The organism is Nocardia fodinahabitans, assembly GCF_052983615.1.
In genome coordinates, this window is sequence record NZ_JBRJJC010000001.1 from 2,149,390 (window position 1) to 2,170,496 (window position 21,107).

Consider the following 21,107-nt stretch of genomic DNA (forward strand, 5'->3'; position numbering starts at 1 on the left):
TCAGACGGCGGCGGTGTGCCGGATGACGATGTTGCCCAGCGAGTTCCGCGCGTACACCGCGACGGTGTCACCCGACGGCGCGACCGGCGCCAGCAGGTTCCGCACGGTGCCGACCGTGGCGGCGGTCTCCAACCGCACCGCGCTGCCCGGGCGGACACCCACCTCGAGCTCACCGACCGATGTCTCCAGCCGGAGCTCGCCGCGGGTGGCCTCGCCGATGCGGATGTCGCCCTTGGCGGTCTTCGCGGTGACCGAGCCGAGCGGACGCTCGACGACGATGTCGCCGAGGGAGACCGTCAGATCGCACTCGCCGAGTTCGCCGGCGCCCAGCAGGCGGCCCACGCCGACGGTGCCGGTCAGCCGCGAGCCGGTGGGGACATCGATGTTCACCTCGATCGCGGGGTTGCCGCCGAACGGGGTGTAGGTGCGCCAGTTCTTCGGCGTCGTCACGGTCAGGACGCCGTCGGTGAACTCGACCCTGGTCTGCTCGGCGGCGCGCACGTCGGCCTTCTTGGCCGCGTCGGCGGGCCGGATCTCGACGACGGTGTCGCCGCGATCGGCAGCGACGACGGTGACGCCGGCCGACAGGACGTCGACGGTGACGGCGATCGGCTGCGGGGTCTGGAAGGTGTACATGCGAATCTCCTCGAGATCGGGCCTCGGCGGTGCCGGGGCGGCGTTGATGTCACTACTGTCGCGAGCCCGCCTGACACCGAGCTGACACCGAGCTGATGCCCCGGCTGACGCGGCATCCGGACCGGCGACCAGTTGACGCGCGAGGCACAATGGGCCGGGTGCAGATCGGGATATTGGGGCCGCTGGAGATCCGGACGAAGGACGGTGGATCGATAGCGGTACCGGGCGCCCGGCTGCGGGCGCTGCTCGTCGCCCTTGCCCTCGAACCCGGCCGCGCCGTCTCGAAAGAGCGCCTGGTCGACTGGATCTGGGGCGAGCAGCCGCCCGCCGACGCGGCGAACGCCTTGCAGGCGCTGGTCTCCCGATTGCGCCGGGTCCTGCCCGACGGCGCCATCGACGTACAGACCGGCGGCTACCGGCTCACCGTGGCGCCCGACGCCGTCGACGCCGTGCGATTCGAGCAGCTCATCGACCGGGCGCGAGGCGGCGATGACATGCACCGGGCCAACCTGCTGCGCGAGGCCACCGACCTGTGGCGCGGCGCGCCGATGCGCGACCTCGGCGACAGCGCGGCCGTCGACGCGGTGATCACCCGCTTCGACGGCCTGTACCTGGCCGCCCTGGAAGACCGCTACGAGGCGCAGATCCAGCTGGGTGAGGGCGCCGACCTGGTCGCCGAGCTGACCGAACTCGTGGCCGGGCATCCGGTGCGGGAGCGGCTCGTCGCCGCGCTGATGCGCGCCCTCGGCGCGGCGGGCCGGGCACCCGAGGCACTGATCGTGTACCAGCGCGCCAGGGCGGCCCTGGCCGACGAACTGGGCGTCGACCCGTCACCGGAGCTGTCGGCGCTGCACGTCGCGCTGTTGCGCGGCGAGGTCGGCGCGCGGCCGCAGGAGCGCACGACGAACCTGCGCGCGGAGCTGACCAGCTTCGTCGGCAAGGACACCGATATCGCCGCCGTGCGCGAACTCATCGCGGCCCATCGACTCACCACCCTCACCGGACCCGGCGGATCGGGCAAGACCCGGCTGGCCGTGGAGACCGCGCGGACCATGCTCGGCGATCTGCCCGACGGCGCCTGGCTGGTGGAATTGGCCGCCGCCGACGGCAACGGTGACCTGGCGCAATCAGCGCTGGCCGCGCTCGGGCTCCGGGACGCGCTGCTCGGCAGCGCGCCGAACGCCGACCCGATGGACCGGCTCGTCGCGGCGATCCGCGACCGCGAGACGCTGCTGATTTTGGACAACTGCGAGCACGTGATCGAGGCGGCGGCGACCTTCGCCCACCGGATCCTCGGCGAGTGCACCCGGCTGCGCATCCTGGCGACGAGCCGGGAACCGCTCGGCATCACCGGGGAGGCGCTGTGGCAGGTGCGGCCGCTGACCTTGCCCGCCGCGGTGGCGGATCCGCGCGAGATCGAGTCCTCCCCCGCCGTCGCGCTGCTGCGCGACCGGGCGAGCGCGGTGCGCACCGACCTGGGCACCGATCCGGCCACTTTTGCGACCATGGCCCGGGTCTGCCGGGCGCTCGATGGCATCCCGCTGGCGATCGAGCTGGCCGCGGCCCGATTGCGCACCATGTCCCTCGAGCAGCTCGCGCACCGGCTCGACGATCGGTTCCGTCTGCTGACCGGCGGCAGCCGGACCGCGATCGCGCAGCACCGGACCCTGCGCGCGGTGGTCGACTGGAGCTGGGAGCTGCTCAGCGACGCCGAACGCCGGGTGCTGTCCCGGCTGGCGGTGTTCGCCGGCGCGAGCCTGGAAGCGGCCGAACAGGTCTGCGCCGGCGACGCGGTGGAACAGTGGGAGGTGCTCGACCTGCTCACCGCGCTGACCGAGAAATCGCTGCTGGTCGTCACCGAGGAGCCCGCCCCGCGCTACCGCATGCTCGAGACGATCAAGCAGTACGCCGCCGACCGGCTGGTCGAAACGGGTGACGCCGAGTCGGCCCGGCTGGCGCACCTGGACTACTTCACCAGGCTGGCCGACTCGGCCGAACCGCACCTGCGTCGCGCGGAACAGCTGACGTGGCTGGCTGTCCTCGAGGCCGAGCACGACAACCTCGCCATCGCGATGCGCGGCGCGCTCGCGAGCGCGGACGCCGCGGCGGCGATGGGGCTCGCCGCGGCCGCGGGCTGGTACTGGTGGCTGGGCGGGCACAAGGGCGAGGGCACCGAGCTGGTCATCGCGGCCGCCGAGCTGCCCGGCGAGGTCGACGACGAAACCAGGGCGCTGGTGTACGGGCTGGTCGTGCATTTCGTGACCTCGGGCCGCAACGACGAACAGCAGGTCGCGGAATGGATCCGCAAGGCGCACCAGTTCGGCCGCGGTGCCGACGGCGGCCACCCGGCGCTGCGGTTCACCGCCGCACTGGACCGCATGCTGCGCGGTCCGGACGAATATCTGCCCGCCTTCGAGTCCATCCTGAACGACGACGACCCCTGGGCACGGGCGCTCGCCCGGCTCCAGCTGGGCAAGCTGCGCACCGTGCTCGGCCACGGCGGAACGGAACCGGACGAGTATCTCGCGCAGGCGCTCACCGAATTCCGCGCGCTCGGCGAACGCTGGGGTACGTCGTTCGCCCTCACCGAGCTGGCCAACCGGACCGCCATGCGCGGCGAATTCGCCCGCGCTGTCGCCCTTTTCGACGAGGCCATCGCGGTGGTGACCGAGGTCGGCGCGATCGAGGACGTGGTAGCGATGCGCGCGCGTCAAGCGCAGCTGCTCTGGCTGCTCGGCGATCCGGACGCGAGCGCCACCGCCCTCGCCGAGGCGCAGCGCTGCGCCGATCTGAACGGCTGGCCCACCGCGCTGGCCGAAGTCGCCCTGGCGCGTGCGGAACTGGCGCGCTGGAGTGGCGAACCCGCGTTGGCGCACCGCCAGATCGTCCTCGCGCGTACCCTCCTCGGCCCCGACGCCGAACAGCCGAATGTCGGTGCGATGGTGCAGGTCCTGCTCGGCTTCCTGGCCGTCGATCTCACCGAGGCCGCGGATCACTGCGACGCGGCCTACCGCGCGGCGTCGGCGGCGGGCCACGGACCCCTGATGGCCCATGTTCTCGTCGGAATCGCGGACTTGGCGGTCCGAACCGAACAGTACGAGCAGGCCACGCGCCTGCTCGCGGCGAGCACCACCGCCCGCGGACTGCCCGATCACTCCCATCCCGACGTGGCCAGAATCGCGCAGATCTCCCGAGATCACCTCGGCGACAAGGCGTTCACCGAAGCGATGCGCGAGGGTGCGGGAGCCGACCGGTCCGCGCTGGTCGCCCGCACGCTCGGGCGGTGACAGCGCCGGACGCCGGGGAAGCCGACATCGCCTCGGTGACCAGTGGTGCACCGAGGCGATGTGGGAGCCGAGCTGGTCGCGGTCACGCCCGCTTGGTGAAGGTGGCCCGCGACCACAGGTAGCCGACGACAGCGAAGCCCGCGCACCAAGCCAGGGCCGCCCAGGTGTGGCCGGCCGAGGGGTTGCCGGTCAGGAAACCGCGCACGGATTCGATGATCGGGGTGAACGGCTGGTACTGAGCGAACTGCCGGACGCCCTGGCCCATCTTGTCGGCGGGCACGATCGCGCTGCTCACGAACGGCAGCATGATCAACGGCACCACCGACATCCCGGCCGCCTCCGGGGTCTTCGCGGCCATGCCGAGCGCGACGGTCAGCCAGGCGGCGGCGAACGCCGTCGCCAGCAGCACCCCGAGCGCGCCGAGCCACTGGCCCGCGGTCGCCGGGGAGCGGAACCCCAGTGCGAAGCCGACCCCGACGACGGCGGCGACGGCGACCACGTTGGTCAGCATGCTCGCCGCGACGTGCCCGGTCAGCACCGCGCCCCGGGACACGTCCATGACCTTGAACCGGTTGATGACGCCTTTGGTCATATCGGAACTCACCGACACCGCGGTGCCGGACAGGCCGTAGCTGATGGCCAGCATGAGCATGCCGGGCACCGCGTAGTCGATGTAGTTCTCACCGACGTCGAAGGCATCGCCGAAGACGTAGACGAAGATCAGCATCATCATCACCGGCATCAGCGCCGCGTTGAAGATCGTGACCGGCGAGCGGGTGATGTGGGTGAAGTTGCGGCGCAACATGACCGACGAATCGAACAGTGCGGCGGACAGGGTGCTCGGTGTGGTCGGGGTGCTCATCGTGCTTCGGCCTCCGTGGTGGGGCGCCCGGTCAGGGCGAGAAAGACGTCGTCGAGGTCAGGGGTGTGCAGGGAGACCTGCTCGGCCTCCAGCGCGTTGACGGCGAGCTGATCCAGCAGGGCCCGCAGGGATTTCGAGTCACCGCCGCCGGGGATGTTCAGGGCCAGCGCCTCCGCGTCGGGCGTCCCGCCGGGCAAGATCCGCGCTGCCGCGGCCAGTTCCGCGGCGTCGGCGAAGCGCAGCCGGATGTGGCTGCCGGGGATGCGCCGCTTGAGCTCCTCGGCGGTGCCCTCGGCGACGATGCGGCCCTGGTCCAGGACGGCGATCCGGTCGGCCAGCTGATCGGCTTCCTCGAGGTACTGGGTGGTGAGGAAGATCGTCACGCCGTCGGCGGTCAGCTCGCGCACGATGTCCCACATGGTGCGCCTGCTGCGCGGGTCCAGGCCGGTGGTCGGCTCGTCGAGGAAGACGATCTCGGGCTTGGTCACCAGGGTCATCGCCAGGTCCAGCTTCCGGCGCATACCGCCGGAGTAGCTCGCGGCCGGCTTGCGCGCCGACTCCACCAGGTCGAAGCGTTCCAGCAGACCGGCGATCACCCGCTTGCCCGCCGGACCGCGCAGGCGGTGCAGGTCGGCCATCAGTCTCAGGTTCTCCTCGCCGGTCAGCAGGTCGTCCACGGCCGCGAACTGACCGGTGACGCCGATCGCCTTGCGGACGGCCTTGGTGTCGGTCGCGAGGTCGTGGCCCGCCACCCGGGCGGTGCCGCCGTCGGCGGTCAGCAGGGTGGTCAGCACGTTCACCGTGGTGGTCTTGCCCGCGCCGTTCGGGCCGAGCAGCGCGAAAATCGTGCCCGCGTCGACGCTGAGGTCGATGCCGTCGAGGACGGTCTTGTCCCCGTACGCCTTCCGCAGCCCGGAGGCCGCAATTGCTGTGTTGTTCATGGCGATTACGGTCGCCGGTGGACCTGATACCGGGCTGACACCGGCCTGACACCCCCGCTGACGCCGTCGGCGCGCGCCGTGCCAGTGGCATGTCAGTCCGGCGTCAGGTCGGCGTCAGCGCGGACCGCGACGGTAGTCCTCGTGAACAGCACCGCCTTCGCCGCCCCGCCCCTGCGTCCCGCCCTCGTCGTGGCGCCGCGCGTCGACCGGCCCGGCCGTCCGTGGCGGTTCCTGCGCGGTGATCACGCCCTCGCGCAGCTGATCCGCTTCGCGCTCGTCGGCGGTGTCAGCAATATCGCCTACGTCCTGCTGTTCCTGGCCTGCGACCGGCTCGGCCCGCTGGCCGCCAATATCGCGGGATCACTGGTGAGCACGGTCATCGCGAACGAGCTCCACCGTCAGCTCACCTTCCGGGCGGCCGCCAGGGTCGGCTGGTTCACCGCGCAGTGGGAAGGCGGCGGCCTGGCCCTGATCGGCCTGCTGACCAGCACCGCCGCACTGGCCGGGCTGGAATCGCTGGCGCCCGGCTTGGGTCAGCTCGGGCAGGCAGGCGCCGTGCTCGTGGTGATGGCGGTGGCCGGCGGCGCGCGCTTCCTGGCCCTGCGCGGCCTGGTGTTCTGAGCCGCCGGCCCGCTGCTCAGTGCGTGGGCCGGGTGGTGGCCCTGGGGTCTCGCCACAGCCCGAGGTCGAAGTACAGGGTGGTCATGTCGTCCCACATGACCGACCACGGCTGCTTCGGCCCCGTGCAGCGCCAGACCGCGACCATGCGGTCGATGCCGGGGATACCCATCGGGTCGTCGAGGTGCACGACGCGCTCCACCTCGGTGAACCGGGCGCGCAGGTCGGGCTCGGCGGTATCGAGCCCGAGGTAGATCACCGAGGTCGCCGAGTCCGGCGGCGGGCCGAAGAAGCCGAAGCCCCGGCTCGGGCTGTATGTGGCGGGCAGGCCGTGCTCCGCGCCGAACTGCTCGACGGCACCCGCCTGCCAGTACCCCTGAACGACGATGGCGGAGTTCGCCTTTTCCTCGGGCGTCAGCGTGTGGTACCCGGCCCCGACGGCGGACACCATTTCCGACCAATTGGTGGTTCCCCAGAACGCCGATCGGAAGCCGAGATCGATCGCGTCTTCAGCCTGTATGCGCCAACTGGCCGGCAGCGGCGTCACGGTGATCATGGCAATGAATGTCACCACCGAGATTCCGGCCATCGGAATCAATGCCAAGTTCATCCACCGTTTACGGTCGAACTGCCAGAGACCGACCGCACCGAGGGCGAACATGGCGGGAAAGAAGCCCGTCGGATAATACGGCCGACCATGGGTGACGACGACGAATACGGTCATGATCACCAGGGCGACCGCGATGAACCGATACGGACGCAGCGATTCCTGTTTGCACACCGCCCAAAACCCGACGCCGAGCAACAGCGCGCCGAGGACACCCGCCAATCCGAGCCACTGCGGGAAGAATCCCGGCGGACCGTAGCCGGTCGCGTCCTGCTCCGCGCCGATGATCGAGCCCATGGCCAGCTGCGGCCAGTTGTGCCGGGACTGCCAGATCAGGATCGGGATCAGGGAGGCGGCGAGGATGCCGGTCGCCACCCACAGCGCGGGCCTGCGCAGGATCTCGCGGGGACCGCACAGCACGACGGCCAGGCCGAGGCACGCCCAGACCAGCGGGATCATCCACTTCACCTGCATGTCCAGGGCGGCAACGAGTCCCGCGATGATCAGCAGCCGGTCCTGCCGGGTCCGCACCCAGCGGATGAACAGCCAGGTGATCACGGCGGTGAAGGTGGCGTCGAACGAGAAGGTGCTCAGCACGACCTGGGTGGCCACCAGGTACGACGTCGCGTAGGTGCCCGCGGCGAGCATCTGCGCGCGGTGGCTGCCCCGGAGTTCGTAGGCGATCAGCGCCGACACGACGACCGCGCCGACGCCCATCACCACTGCGGGAAACCGCAGTGCCGTCGTCGATCCCGGCGCGAGCAGGTCGGCGATCCAGGCGAACAGCGGCACCACCACACCCTGATCGGCGTAGGTGTAGTCGAGCCGCCGTCCGGCGGAGAGGAAGTAGAGCTCGTCGCCGAAGAACTCGTAGCGTCCCGCCGTCACGGTCAGCGCTATCGCGGCGATCGTGGCGATCAGTGCGACACCGCGATAGGCGAACGACGGGTTGGTATTCGGAATGTTCTCCGGCACGGCACGAACCGCGACGACCGCTGTCATCAATTACCCCTGATACTCCGACAGACGCGTTCGACACCTCTCCCGCTGGTGCCGTCACCCCTGTTCGCTGATGAACCGATTCCTCCCCGGCAGCGAACTTGATGAGCGCGAGCGCTCGCGGTCCTGCTCGGATTATCCAGTTTCCAGAAACGTTAATGCCTGCCACCAGGGTCCGCAAATACACCGCACACCGATAGCCGATCGCTGTAAACGGGCAGGGTGCAGCGGCCGTGAAATTGTGACCTGGGTAATAAATTCCAGGCGAACAAGTGGAGTCCGAGTCATTCGATATGCCGGACTCGGAACGAGTCATGCGAATACGCGTAGGTAACTATTCGATCCGGCAAAAACGAATTACCCCGCAGCCATCGGCGCAAACCATATTTTTATGGGCATGTTCACGCGGGGCCCGCCACGTAGAATCCGGGCGCTATGGGCCCGGCCGGGAGACGTCGATGACGACGAAAAGCAGAAGGGCCCGGTCTGCCGACCGGGCCCTTCGTTGTGGAGCTAAGGGGAATCGAACCCCTGACCTTCTCGGTGCGCGCAGCACAGGCAACTATGGACAACGCTGGACAACTGTTGACCACCAGAACAGCACCCCCACCTGGGCAAACACGCTTCGCCACGACAACTGTCGACAACGCTGGACAACTCTCCACAACGGCGTGTCCAGCCGAATTAGTGGTGAGATAGTGGGATCACCATCCCCAGCCGGTCCCGCAGACGGCCCAGTAGCGCGAGGGTGATGCTGCGCGGAACCTACGCCGGCGAATGGATCGCCTACCGCCAGCAACACTGAGGTCGCGTGGGACCTGGCAGCGCTCACCGAGGATGAACGGAACGCTCGTTTCCCTGATGGCCACCGTCGGCAGCGCTGGTGCACGCCAGGAGAGCTGGGAACAGGTCCCGATCGAGGACGCGCAGGACCTACAGAAGATCACGCTTGCACTGATCGAGAACCTCTACATCCGACCAGCTGAGCTCGCCCGGATGCGGAAACCGTCAAAGCGCCCGAAGTAGGGGTCACCGAGGCATCGGCCGAAGTCGGCCGGGTCCCGAGAGCGACCGCTTGTTGGATCACGACTGTGGCTCGACCAGTCGGTAGCCTCCGCCACAGATCCCGGAACCTACTTCAGCAGAACGACGTTGAACAGTCGGCCGGTGCACCAGTATCCCTGCCGCGGTTGAGCCGAGCCCCTGGGAACGAAGGAGCAGAATGACAACTTTTCGCGCGTTGCGGGCCTTGTACTGGCTGCATGAGCATCGCGACCAGCCGGTACCGGCCCTACCCCCCGAGGTCGTACCGTCAGAGGACTCGCGGGCTGTGTTCGACGAACTGGTCTCGCAGGGCGCTATCCACAACAATCTGTCCATGGACGGCGGCCCCGAAGGTAGCTTCGACTTCTACCTGACAACCGAAGGACGCGTCCAGGCTCGCATCGCCCGTGATACGTACCGTCACGAGCTCGCGCTGCGCCGCGTTCTCGAACGGCTTGCGAACCCTGGTTCAGATGTTGCCGACGACTTCAGCGGGCCGTTGCCTGCCGACGAGATCCGCGAAGCAACACACTATCTGGTTGAGATTGGTCTTTGTAAGGGCTCCGAACGAGCGGACGGAGAGTTCTACCACGTGGAAATTACCCCCAACGGTCGGGCCGCCGCGCGCCGTCCGTACCTGATCGATGGGGGTTCTGCGCCCATCGCGCCGGTCACAAAGATCTCGGCCGACAACTACGGGACGATGACCGTCGGCAACCAAGCTGTCGGCGGACAGGGGCACACCATGAACGCGACCATTACACAGGGGGCGTCTCTCGACGACGTCCTGACGGCGATCAGCCAGCTGCGCAATGACATCGAATACGCCCCCGGCATCGATGACGTCGACCGCGCAGAACTTCTCGAAGAAGTCGACACGTTGACCGAGAAGGGGATCAAGCGCGGGCTCAACTGGTTGAAGGCAGCACTGGTCCCGTTCGGGGTGCAGGTTGCCGACGTGGCAGGCCAGGAACTTGCGGACAGGGTGCTGGCCATCGGGTCCCAGATCATCTAGCGAGCTCAGGGCTCATCCCGAGCCTGTCAAAGTCATGAAGTCCTGAATACGCCGAAGGCGCCCTCCAAGGACGCCTTCGGTTGCTCTTCGAGAGCGAAGCATCAGTCCCTCCGAAAGACATCGTGCCCGGGTACGGTCCGATCCGTCGCGTTCTTGCGACGACGACACCCAGGGCGCGGCGTACAACCGGTCAGGCGTAGACGTTCTTCCCGCAGGGGTCGGGGCCCACGCGATTTGGCGCTCTCGCCCGGGCCTGCCCCGTGGGACTACTGCTGACTAACGGCCGCAGCCGCCTTCTTGGCGCGACCGGCGAGGGCGCGGCGCTCGGTGGCAATCGCGTCGAGCTCAGCGGAATCGACCCCTTCCTCAGCCCACCGAGTAGCGAATTGTTCGAGCCGGTCAGCCGAGTTACGCAAAGCGGTGCGCGCTTGCTCGAGCGGCACGTTGTCGACGTGATTCAAAGTCGCTTCGAGTACGTAGCGGGAGGCGAGCAGCTTGTGCTCGTTGCCTGCGGTCGGCCCGAACTCCACGGCGTCGAGCCAGTCGGGCTTCTCCTGCCACGGAGCGAGATCCAGCATGGAAAGGCAGGTGCCGTACTGGAAGGCAACGAGCTGGCTCGTGCCTTGGTTCGGAGAGTTGGGGTTGATCCTTGCCGCTTCGCTCTCGTAGTTGTCGAGCATGTCGCGAAGTGCGGAGAAGTTGCTGGCCCAGGTATTCAGGTCGGCAGAAGTCACGTTGTACCTCCTAGTCGGTGAGCTTGCACAACGATAGCCATGGCCACCGACAGGTCAGCGCCAGCCGAATGCTCGACGAGGACGGCGCTGGCCAGACTCGGCGCGCCGACGTCGAGAACCGGAGCGACAGCCATGTCTTGCACGTTTGGTTCACCCGTTCCACTTCGACTGCTTCTGTGCGCCGCCGCTGTGGGCGCGTGCGCACGCTGACACCCAGGATCGAGATCGTGCGCACGCCCCGTTCAGCCGCGCGCACGGTGCAGCCGGCGGTGCGCACCTACACCCGACCCGTGCGCACGCCCCGCAGCACAAAGGTTCTCACGGTGCACTCAGCAGATACGTGATCTCACACGACAGTGAGGCGCGGGCGAGGCGATCCATCCGAGACCGTCCGCGACCCGTTTCCCTCGTGCTGGGTCATCGTCAGTCCGAACAGGTACTCGGTCACCCCCTGGGGAGTGAGACCGAACTCCTTGGCAATCTCGCGCACCGTCATCCCTTGCCCACGCAGCCCGGCGAGCACTTTACCCAGCACCTGTGACGATTCATGGACAAGCGCCGAGCCTGGCTCCGCAGAGCGGAATCCACGCTTGCTCAACTCCACCAACGCTGCGCGATATGTCCAGTCAGTCATCAAACCCAGCGCATGCAGCCGGTTCGCCAGCGCTGTCGCGGACACGTTCCATCGAGCCTTCGCACGGATAATCTGCGCCACGCTCGGGTTTCGCAGACCCACCGCCAGAACATCATTGCGAGGCATGAGCAGCGCGCTAGCGAACTGATTCGCCGCAGCTTCTGCCTCGCGCCCGTGCGGCACAGCATGAGCGCAGTGAATACACAGGTGCCCGAGCTCGTGAGCCGCGTCGAACCGTAGCCGCTCGGCGGTCTTGCTGGTGTCGAGGAAAACGAATGGGGTATTGCGGCGGTAGAAGCTGAAGGCATCGACGTCTCGGAAGTCACTGGCAATGCTCATGATCCGAACGCCATGCAGCTCCATCGTCGCGAGGAGATGCCTGATCGGGCCTGGGCCCAGACCCCACGCCGCGCGGAGCATCTCGGCAGCGACTTCCGGATCGCGGTCGGTGAGCGGCGGAACATCATTGGCAGGCAGCGTGAATCGCTGCTCGATCCAATCCATGATCGCTACACCCTGTCTCCCGGCGGCACGAGCACGATCACGTTCCCGGGCCGTCATCTTGGTCAGGGCACGGAAACTGACCGCTTCGATCTCGAGCAGGTCCATCTCGGCCATACCGAAGAACTCCGGTAGCACCCTCAACACCCGCGCCAGCTCAGCCCGCCGCTCTCGCGAAGGTTCTTCCGAGCCGTTCTCCCACCTCTGAACGGTCTTGTCGGACACCTCGATCGCCGCGGCCAAGTGTGTGCGTGCCATCCCGACTCGCCGTCGAGCGAAGGCGAGTCGAGAGGGCACGAACTCACGTTCCGGGGTCATTTGGGAATGACCGGAACCTCAGGCCCCCCGTGATCATCCCCGTCTGAATCGATATTGATATCGACACCGCCGAGTTCGAGCGGATCCAAGATGATGCGCTCGAGCCAATCGACGGGATATTCGCGGTCGTTGAGCCGACCAGGCTTGCTGATCTCGACGAAAACGCGGTCGGCAGCTCGATGATGCATCAGATACCACACCTCCCACGTCCCTTCGACCGTCGGACTGGAAGGAAAGGACTCGTCGATGCTGTCGAAGCCCTCGGCGACGAACCGCTCCCCTGTCAGCGCACAGCTACCTTTGGGCCACTTGGTCGTGATGTATTCATCGTTCCCCGGCATACCCGAGTATTCGTTGCCGACCGCCACGATGATCGCCAGTCCCCGCCCTGGGTGAACCGTTCGAGCCACGTTACCGCGCTCATCCTTCTTCCAGCCACGCGGGAACAGGAGCTCGCGGAGTACAGCGACACCGGCCCCGTAGGCGTGCTGCCCCGGCATCCCGGGCGGCGCGAGCGGGTGGGTGTTGTCGGCCGCATCGACTGCTGCGCGGATCACGATGTCGAGGATCTCCTGTTCGGTCAGATCGAAACGCACGAGCGGATCGGGACCGGGTTGAGGGAGTTGCTTCGTGTAGAGCAGGGCCACTTCCCCGCCTTTCATCTGGACCACCGGGATGATGTCCAGAAAATCTACCACATATGAGGTTGCGTTTCTGGACACCCTCGCGGGCTTTCGCGGCTCCCCGACGCCGCATTTGCGATCCAGCCCAAGACTACCCGGTACCACACAGCGGTTCGAACAAGGTTTCGACCGAAGGGAGTCGAGAAGCGCAACTGCGCCCTACGCCTTCATCTCCCGAGAGCCAGCGTTGGCCGAGTCCCGCCACAGAACCGAGAGCCTGTAGCCCTCGACAGGCACCGATGCCGCCACGAGTTCGCCGCGAGCTCTAAGGACCTCTGACAGAGCCCGATGAAATTGCGTGATCGCAGATGACGTGGCGTACCGAGACACAGCCGTCGAGCATGCTTGGGGCCGTGGGATGGATGGGCGGCCGCTGTCGAATCATGCAGCACGTGGGCTCGATCGCGAGGGAGACAGATCGCCTCGCCCGGAGCGGCCCGCGGCGACGCACTCTTCGCACGTGATGTCTCGGAGGGTCCCGTCATAAGGCTCGAGCAACGGGTACCGGTGGATCCACTTCCGCAGCTTGTCCGGGTGCATCAGCAGCTGCTGGGCGTGCTCGACTGCGAACAGCGGGGGCTCGCGAAGACCGCCCATGCGGCCAGGGTGTAATGCGGGTGTTCGGAGTGCTCAGGCGGCCCGAACCCGTGTTCCACCTTCGAGATCGTCAGTGTCAGCCCAGCGCCTGGACCGTCGATCTCGATGTCGTCGCCCTGCGCGCGGCATTCCTGGTGTGTGGCAGTAGAACTGGATAGCGGGGACATTAGGCCGGGTCGTAGTCCGCCGGCTCAGGCACGTCGAGGTCGACCAGGAACCGCACCCAGCCTGTCGGGACACTCACGCTCGGCCCCTGGCTGTTCGGTCTCCCCGGTCATGTCGCCCAGGCTATCCCGTCACACTCACTGCGAAGCGGGGATCGGATCGGCTACTCGTCGGCCAGGGGTAAGCCGCGGCGTTCGGCCTCTGCCCGGTATTCCTCTGCCATGGCACGAATCTCGGCAGCGGCCTCGTGCTCTCCCTGCTGGTCGTACACCCGCGCCTTGGCCTTGTAGTAGTTGATGTGGCTTAGAACGTCGTCATCCGCTTTGGTCTCCGGCTTCCCCGAAAGACGGTGTCCACGATGGCATGCCCGAAATTCTGCGCCGCGCACAGTGCCGCCGCTGTTCGCCACGCGGTAGGCGTTGATCGACGGCTACCGCTTAGGAGGGACACTAGTTCTAAGGCGCAGCACGACGACTGGAACCCCTTTCCCAGGAGCTGCGGCGCCTGGAAGGAGGAAATGGTCGTGCACACAGCTGCAATCCCGGCCCGTTTGAGCAGTTAGGCACTGGGACAAGGTTGTCTCGAAAGCCGCTATGGCGGGCGGGGCAACGGCCACCATCTTGGCGAGCGACTCGCACGAAGCGATGATCCTCGTCGGCCTGCCGGGACTCTTGGCAATCCTGGTGATGACAGGCGTCGTCCTCCCAGCAGTGTGGTCGAGTAAGAGAAGCCGTCGACGCGCGGCGCTGGAAGTACTCGACACCCTGATGCGTTGGACCGGAAGCGACCACAGGAAGAGGTCGCGAGGATGACGGCCCGGAGACGCGCGAGGGGCCCGCCCCATCGCGCCGCCCGAGAAGGCGGTGTGGGATACAAACTGTTCTTCCTGTGCGAGACCGTCTCCCACGGCCAACCCAGCCCTGTCGAGACCATGGAAATCGCCTGGCTTCCCATCGATGACCTGCCCGAACTGTCGACCACTCGTGTACTCGACACCCAAATCCGGCTTCTCCACGACCACTGGAACAAGCCAGACCTACCCACCGTGTTCGACTGACCACACGTGGTCATCGCTGGATCACGGTGTGGGTCCAACGACCCGCCAGTGCCAAGGTAACCCCGCAAGAACCCGACATCCACGATGCCTGCTCAACGAAGTGCGGCCTCCACACTTGCCGCATCGCGTGACAATCTCGCGACCGTTTCGTAATATTGCGCGAGTTCCCTTTTCGACGCTAGCTGGTGATTGAAACGTCCGGTCAACATCGCACTCCTGCGGCGCCCACAGGCCGCGCCTCCCTGGTTGTTTGCAGCCTCGCCGCAACTGTGCCCGCGATGATCTGGATGGCGTTGCGGCCGAGCGGGTCTGAGGTGCAGCAGGTAAGCGCGGTTGCGCCGCAAGCGCCGACGGCGATCGAGTTCGATACGCTGCCTATTCTGGCGCATGACGCGCCGGAACCGGCGCCGGGGTTGCCCCCGGTCGCCGCAGACGACGAAGAGGCGAAACTGTCTGCCCTCAAGGCGAAATCCCCGTGCGGAACAGTGTGGAAAGGCACTCGGCCGCATGTCGCGCAGGTCAGTAACATGGTGCAGCAGATGTTCGGGATTTCCGACATCGGTGGCGCGCAGGGGCGCTACGACGGTGATCACGGTGCTGGTCTCGCGCTCGACATCATGACGCCGAATCCGGCCCAGGGCGATGCGATCGCTGCGTTTGTGCTGGCCAACAAGGCGCGGTTCGGCGTCAACTACGTGATCTGGCAGCAGCGTTACAACGATGGCGGCGGGTGGTCGTACATGGAGGACCGTGGTAGCCCGACCCAGAATCACTACGACCATGTGCATGTTTCGTTCGCCTCGTCCGGGGCAGCGAATCTCATGTGCTGATCAGGGGTTTGGTGTGGGATTCGGCTCTACCGAGTGCTCCGGATCTGTTGAGCAGGCCGAGCGCCGTCGTGGTGGTCGCTCCTATCGCGATCAGCCCTGCCCAGGCCAGTGCCTCAAGCCCGGCACGGTGGGCAGCGCCCAGCAATGCGCCCGTCCCGAGATTGCCCAGCAGGATTCCGATTCCCACGATGGTGTTGTAGAACCCGTAGTGCGTGGCCACCAAGCGGTCACCAGCCAGCGAGACGATCGTATCCATCTCGAATGGAAATACTGCGGCGCTACCGATCGCCAAGATGACAGCCGACACCATCAGCGCTACGACTGCCATTGCAGATCCGAAGCGGCTGGTTCCGGGAATCAGCAGCAGTGGCAGGAATGCGGCTGCGAGGGTGGCTACGCCGATGACCAGCCCGAGCCTGCTGCCGAAACGATCGCTGAACCACCGTGTGATTCGAAGCTGACCCGCGACGGCGACGGCCGCGTTGATGACGAACAGTGCTGCCACCAGCGGGGCGGCGGCGCCGGCGCTGATGTAGTCGGCTTGCAACGGCAACGCCAGATACACCTGGAACGACAATACGTAGGAGCCGGTCATGGCGACCGCAAACAACATGAACGGCCGGTTGGACGCAATCCTTGTCCAGCCCTTCCAGACTGATTCTCGTTCGACGGCAGGGGCGCTGCGACCAGCCGGTAGTGCGGCCAGTTGTCCGATTGTCAGCACCGCGAACACCGCGGCCGCAACTGCTGCGGTGACGCGGAAATCCAACGCCATCAATGCGATCCCGACCAGCGGGCCCGCGAAGATGCCGGCCTGGTAGAACACGTTGAACATCGCGAATGCCGGAACCCTGCGTGGCCCTGCCTCGGCAGCGAGATAGGCGCGGACTGCCGGATTGAATAGTGCTCCGGCGAATCCGGTTGCGGCGGAGGCTATCAGCAAGGCAGGCAGAGTCTCTACGACGGCCAACAGCCCGAAGCCTGCCGTTCGTAACAGGCAGCCCGCGACGATGAGCGGTTTGTAGCCGAGGCGGTCGGCGAGGGTTCCGCCGATCAGGAACATTCCCTGTTGGGAAAAGTTTCGTACGCCGAGCACCAGCCCGACCGTCCAGGCGGCGAGGCCGAGTGACCCGGAGAGATAGCCGGCCAGGTAGGGCATCAGCATGTAGAACCCGAGGTTGATCGCAAACTGATTGATCATCAGCATGCGGGTGACCTTGTTGTAGCTGCCGAAACCGCGGATGAGTTCGATCATCGCACGCTCCACGAAAAATGCTGTGGTGCAATCGGTTCCAACTTACGGGGGTCGACGACGTTGGTGCAGCGCGTCCACGTGTGAACGACCCGATCGGTGGGGTGCCCGATGGAGGCAGGCTCGATCGGAGGGTTGTTCTCGAGCAGTCCATGCTGGTGGCAGTAGTCGTCGTTGAAGACGGTGTCGTAGTAGCGATGCGGGCCGTCGGGGAAGACGGCGGCGATTCGGGTGTCGGCTGAGTGGTGCCCGGCTGCCCAGCCCGCGACCAGGGCGACGGCGCCGACGCTCCAGCCGCCGGTGGCGTGGTGGGTGCTCGCCAGGGCGCGGGCCGCCCAGACAGCTTCCGTGGGCGCGACCCAGTGCACTTCGTCGAAGGCGTTGTAGTCGATATTGCTGGGATAGATGCTCGAGCCGAGCCCGCGCATGAGGCGAGTGCCCGCAGGCTGCCCGAATATCGTCGAGGAGATCGTGTCGACGCCGATCAACTTCAGGTGCGGATGGAACCGGCGCAGTACCCGGGCGATACCTGCGGAGTGTCCGCCGGTGCCGACAGAGCACACCAGCACATCGACGCGGCCCAGCTGCGCGACCAATTCCACTGCCAGGGAGTCGTAGGCGTCGACGTTGTCCGGATTGTTGTATTGGTCCGGGCACCACGTAGTCGGGTCGGCGTCGAGAAGCTCGGCGACTCGGTCGCGGCGGGCCCGCTGCCAGCCGCCGTCGGGGTGTGGCTCGGTGACGAGTTCGATGTGGGTGCCGTAGGCGGCGAGCAAGCTGCGCATCAGGGGTTCCATACCGGGGTCGGTGACCAGGGTGACCGGATGCCGGAAGATGGTGCCTGCCAGCGCCAACCCTAATCCGAGTGTGCCGCTGGTGGATTCGATGATCCGGGCCCCCGGCTGGAGTTCGCCGCGGGAGCGGGCGCGGGCGACCATGTGCAGTCCGGGCCGATCTTTCATTCCGCCGGGGTTCGCCCCTTCGAGTTTCGCCCAGAACCCGCGCCCGTGTGGGGCCAGTGGAGCGCCTACCCACAACACCGGGGTATTTCCGACCAGGGCATCGGGCCGGAGGCACCGCGCCCCTGTGCTGAGCAGGTTGGCGGGAGTGATTCGCAGATCGTCGAGCAAAGCGTCGTCCATGAAGGCTTCCGTTCTGTTCGCCAAGTGTGTCGATCAGGACGCGACCACTGGCTGACACCGCGACGGTGTCGGCCTGGTGCTTGCCCGTCAGCGACGGCAAATACAGTTCTGGAGGAGAAGATCGGCTCCGCTGTCAGCCCGAACTGCGCTCGAATGCGGTGGTCCACGTAGCCGGGACATCGGCGCGGGGTCTGTGCCGATCAGCAGGTCTGCGGCCGCGAGTGGCGGATGCGCGGTCTCGTCGGTGCGGGTCAGGACCGCGTCTATGCGGAGGTCGCCGTGCGGACAACGGGTCGCACCGTCGAGATCGGTGTGGCTGCAACCGGATTCGGCGAAAGTACTGCCGGGGTCGGCCAAGGACGCAGCGTGGTGATGTGGGGTAAAAGCCGTGTTGCGGGCTTCGAGCAGTCTGCAGTCCGCGATTCCCAGGGCCAGGACGAGACCAGCGAGGAACAGCACAGCGCCGCACCACACGCCCGGGACGCGCACCCTGTGCCACACGGCAACCGATCGTACGCCGTGGTGATCTTGCAGACGCCAGACGCATTGTCGCGGCGGCATGCCGTGCCCATTCCTCCTCGGAGCCGGGCTCCGGCGTCCCGATGGACGCCCGAGCCCGGCCGATGCGATGCTCGGTCAGACGTGCACGGTGTCAGGTGTGAGCTCGTCGTGGTGTTCGACTGTGTCGGTTCCGACGTGCCACACGGTGGCCGTAGCGATGTCGAAGAACAATCCGGCGATGTGCACCTGCCCGGTGGCCGCAGCGGCGGCCACGACCGGATGCCGACGTGCGGTGTCGACTTGGATCGCGACGTTGACGATGCTGAGCTGGTCGCGCGCATCGAATCCGGCTGCGGCGGCCGCAGCGGCGACCGGGTGCCCGGTGAGGTAGGCGTGCAGGCTGGGCTCGGCGTGGTCGAGCCACTCGCGGATGCTCGGTGACACCGGGGCGTCGCCGAGCAGGGCACCCATCGCACCGCAACCGGAGTGACCACAGATGATGATCGAGGAGACGGTGAGCTCCTCCACCGCGAAGGCCAGCGCCGCTTCGACGGAGGTGTCGGCGAGATCGGCGGGTATCAGGTTGCCGACGTTGCGGACGGTGAACAGATCGCCGGGTCCACTGTGGGTGATGACATTGGGTACTACCCGCGAATCCGCGCACGTCAGGAACAGTGACGTAGGGGCTTGGCTGTCGCGCAGTTCGTTGAGGTGGGCGCGGACCACAGGCGCGTGGCGGCGGTGATAGCGCGAGATCCCGTCGAGCATGGGTCGAAGAGGACCGACGGACAGCAACGCCTTCGGGTCGGTGTCGGTGTTCTGCCACGCTTTCCACGGCTCCAGGCCTCGAGCCTGCGCAGACGATGCCCGCTGGGGCGGGCCCTGCGTGGTGGCCGAGAGTGTGTCGGAACCGAGTTCATCGATGAGGACGGTGCCGCCGCCTTCCCGGTGGCGGCGTTCCCATTCGTGCAGCACCTCGGTTGCGGCGTGGTCGATGAAGTCGACGGTCAGTTCGACCGTCACATCGGCGCCTTCGGGCACGGAGTCCAGTGCGCTCGAGAGCTTGGGCAGCGACAGGAAACTGCAGGTTCCCTCGATGACAACTCGCCAGCGCCGAGAATCCGCATCACCGACAGGCTCGGCGTGAATGTCCGCGCGCCCGGCACGCCAGACGACGAGGGCGATCGCGACGACAAGGCCGATCAGGACGCCTTCGAGGAGGTTGAGGAACATCACTCCCGCCACAGTGATCAGGTAAACCCACAAGTCGCCGGTGCGGTGTGCGAGGCGGATGTGGGCAAGCTTGACCAGCTGGATCCCGATCACGATCAACAGTCCGGCGAGTGCGGCTTTGGGAATCTGCTGTACGACACCAGCCAGCAGGACAGAGAACAGCAAAATCCAGACACCGTGCAGGATGGTCGATGCCTTGGTTTTCGCACCTGCGGCTACGTTGGTCGCACTGCGCACGATGACACCGGTGATGGGAAGCCCACCGAGCATGCCGGAGGCGATATTCGCGGTGCCCTGGCCGACGAGTTCGCGGTTCAGATCAGTGCGCGCACCGGAATGCATCTTGTCCACCGCCACCGCTGAAAGCAGGCTCTCCACGCTCGCGATCAACGCCACGGTCAACACGCCGGTCGCTACCGCCAACCACTTGCCATCGGGCAACGCAGGCAAGGCGATCGCGTCGAACAACGACCCGTTCATCACGATCCGTTCGACGCCCAGTGGCGCCACCAACGACACGACGGTCGCGGCAACGACAGCGACCAGCGCACCGGGGACACGACCCAATGCGCCAGGCACCTTCTTCCACGCCAGCAACGTCACGATGACGATGAGCCCGATCGCCAGATCACCCCAGTGCAGGCGCGTCAGCTGCGTGGGCAGCTGACTGAGGTTCTGCCACACCGAACTTCGCGATGTTCCACCAAGTAGTACATGCACCTGCTGCAGCGCGATCGTGATGCCGATTCCGGCGAGCATGGCGTGCACGACCACCGGGGAAATCGCCAACGCCGCACGCGCAATTCGACTGAGCCCGAACAGAATCTGCAGCACTCCCGCGGCGACGGTGATCGCGCACGTGACCTGCCACCCGAACTTGGCGACCAACTCGGCGACAACAACGGTCAGTCCCGCGGCCGGACCGCTGGCGAGCATCGGCGAGCCGCCGACCGCACCTGCGACGATGCCGCCGATGACCGCAGCGATCAGGCCGGCCATGATCGGCGCATCGGAGGCAATCGCGATACCCAGAGACAACGGCAACGCGACCAGGAACACCACCACTGATGCGGGCAGATCATGGCGCAACACGCCACGAAGCCGATCGCCGAGTTGAGGTGGTGATCCTTGTAGGTCGCCTGCGCGCTCGGGCGCCTCGGCCTGGGACATGGTTGTTTCCTCCACCGGTGTGGTCTGGGCCGCCGACGGTCTGCCGTCGAGGGTCGAAGTTCAGAGCGGGATCGGTACAGCGCCGAACGCTTCCTCAGGACCCGACGGGCGATGGTTCCCTGCCGGGGGAAGTCATCGGGCCCGTCGGGCATGTGCCTGAACCTGATGAGGGGACGAACGGCACGACCGGAACCATAGGGCCGCCGCGGCGTCGAAAACCGTTGCCCACGTCACAATCCAGCTAACTCTAAGTCACTTCTCAGGATCAACTATGTTGCATA

18 protein-coding genes are annotated in these 21,107 nt (G+C 66.6%); 6 read left to right on the top strand and 12 right to left on the bottom strand.

The window, feature by feature from the left end:
- Positions 1-636, bottom strand: coding sequence for a hypothetical protein (locus NV348_RS10035; RefSeq protein WP_447146805.1), 636 nt, complete (start codon positions 634-636; stop codon positions 1-3).
- 149 nt (positions 637-785) lie between these two features.
- Here NV348_RS10035 and NV348_RS10040 point away from each other — a divergent pair, with 149 nt between their 5' ends.
- Positions 786-3,923, top strand: coding sequence for an AfsR/SARP family transcriptional regulator (locus tag NV348_RS10040; RefSeq protein WP_447146806.1), 3,138 nt, complete (start codon positions 786-788; stop codon positions 3,921-3,923).
- A gap of 82 nt (positions 3,924-4,005) precedes the next feature.
- Here the strand turns inward: NV348_RS10040 and NV348_RS10045 are convergent, their stop codons facing one another.
- On the bottom strand, positions 4,006-4,785 hold the full coding sequence (locus NV348_RS10045) for an ABC transporter permease (protein ID WP_447146807.1): 780 nt from the start codon (positions 4,783-4,785) through the stop codon (positions 4,006-4,008).
- Complete coding sequence (locus NV348_RS10050; protein ID WP_447146808.1) at positions 4,782-5,726, bottom strand: ATP-binding cassette domain-containing protein; 945 nt, start codon at positions 5,724-5,726, stop codon at positions 4,782-4,784. Before NV348_RS10050 ends, NV348_RS10045 begins: the two co-directional genes overlap by 4 nt.
- Before the next feature lie 171 nt (positions 5,727-5,897).
- Here NV348_RS10050 and NV348_RS10055 point away from each other — a divergent pair, with 171 nt between their 5' ends.
- Positions 5,898-6,347, top strand: a complete 450-nt coding sequence (locus NV348_RS10055) for a GtrA family protein (protein ID WP_447150995.1) — start codon at positions 5,898-5,900, stop codon at positions 6,345-6,347.
- Between the two features lie 16 nt (positions 6,348-6,363).
- On the opposite strand, the gene NV348_RS10060 is transcribed toward NV348_RS10055, so the two are convergent.
- On the bottom strand, positions 6,364-7,953 hold the full coding sequence (locus NV348_RS10060; protein ID WP_447146809.1) for an ArnT family glycosyltransferase: 1,590 nt from the start codon (positions 7,951-7,953) through the stop codon (positions 6,364-6,366).
- Positions 7,954-8,811: 858 nt separating this feature from the next.
- Between NV348_RS10060 and NV348_RS10065 the strand changes: the two genes are divergently transcribed.
- A complete protein-coding gene (locus NV348_RS10065; protein ID WP_447146810.1) occupies positions 8,812-8,976 on the top strand; it encodes a hypothetical protein in 165 nt (54 codons plus the stop codon).
- Between the two features lie 304 nt (positions 8,977-9,280).
- Positions 9,281-10,009, top strand: coding sequence for a hypothetical protein (locus NV348_RS10070; protein ID WP_447146811.1), 729 nt, complete (start codon positions 9,281-9,283; stop codon positions 10,007-10,009).
- Between the two features lie 266 nt (positions 10,010-10,275).
- Here NV348_RS10070 and NV348_RS10075 read toward each other — a convergent pair whose 3' ends face one another.
- The 4 genes from NV348_RS10075 to NV348_RS10090 all read right to left on the bottom strand — a co-directional run bounded on the left by NV348_RS10075 (position 10,276) and on the right by NV348_RS10090 (position 14,050).
- Entirely contained in the window at positions 10,276-10,743 is a 468-nt protein-coding gene (locus tag NV348_RS10075) for a hypothetical protein (protein ID WP_447146812.1), read from the bottom strand.
- A 346-nt stretch (positions 10,744-11,089) separates the two neighbouring features.
- Positions 11,090-12,196, bottom strand: coding sequence for a helix-turn-helix domain-containing protein (locus NV348_RS10080; RefSeq protein WP_447146813.1), 1,107 nt, complete (start codon positions 12,194-12,196; stop codon positions 11,090-11,092).
- Positions 12,193-12,894, bottom strand: coding sequence for a hypothetical protein (locus tag NV348_RS10085; RefSeq protein ID WP_447146814.1), 702 nt, complete (start codon positions 12,892-12,894; stop codon positions 12,193-12,195). Before NV348_RS10085 ends, NV348_RS10080 begins: the two co-directional genes overlap by 4 nt.
- A 910-nt stretch (positions 12,895-13,804) precedes the next feature.
- Positions 13,805-14,050, bottom strand: a complete 246-nt coding sequence (locus NV348_RS10090) for a hypothetical protein (RefSeq protein ID WP_447146815.1) — start codon at positions 14,048-14,050, stop codon at positions 13,805-13,807.
- Positions 14,051-14,506: 456 nt separating this feature from the next.
- Between NV348_RS10090 and NV348_RS10095 the strand changes: the two genes are divergently transcribed.
- Positions 14,507-14,698, top strand: a complete 192-nt coding sequence (locus NV348_RS10095) for an NUDIX hydrolase (protein WP_447146816.1) — start codon at positions 14,507-14,509, stop codon at positions 14,696-14,698.
- 278 nt (positions 14,699-14,976) lie between these two features.
- Positions 14,977-15,528 (top strand): VldE C-terminal domain-containing protein, encoded by a 552-nt coding sequence (locus tag NV348_RS10100; protein ID WP_447146817.1) that lies wholly within the window; start codon positions 14,977-14,979, stop codon positions 15,526-15,528.
- On the opposite strand, the gene NV348_RS10105 is transcribed toward NV348_RS10100, so the two are convergent.
- The 4 genes from NV348_RS10105 to NV348_RS10115 all read right to left on the bottom strand — a co-directional run bounded on the left by NV348_RS10105 (position 15,518) and on the right by NV348_RS10115 (position 20,826).
- Positions 15,518-16,783: an MFS transporter gene (locus tag NV348_RS10105; RefSeq protein ID WP_447146818.1), complete on the bottom strand. Its 1,266-nt coding sequence runs from the start codon at positions 16,781-16,783 to the stop codon at positions 15,518-15,520. The two genes, NV348_RS10100 and NV348_RS10105, sit on opposite strands and share 11 nt — an antisense overlap.
- Entirely contained in the window at positions 16,780-17,922 is a 1,143-nt protein-coding gene (locus NV348_RS10110) for a PLP-dependent cysteine synthase family protein (RefSeq protein WP_447146819.1), read from the bottom strand. Before NV348_RS10110 ends, NV348_RS10105 begins: the two co-directional genes overlap by 4 nt.
- A gap of 87 nt (positions 17,923-18,009) precedes the next feature.
- On the bottom strand, positions 18,010-18,483 hold the full coding sequence (locus NV348_RS36490; RefSeq protein WP_495885068.1) for a hypothetical protein: 474 nt from the start codon (positions 18,481-18,483) through the stop codon (positions 18,010-18,012).
- 75 nt (positions 18,484-18,558) lie between these two features.
- On the bottom strand, positions 18,559-20,826 hold the full coding sequence (locus NV348_RS10115; protein WP_447146820.1) for a SulP family inorganic anion transporter: 2,268 nt from the start codon (positions 20,824-20,826) through the stop codon (positions 18,559-18,561).
- Positions 20,827-21,107 lie beyond the last annotated feature (281 nt).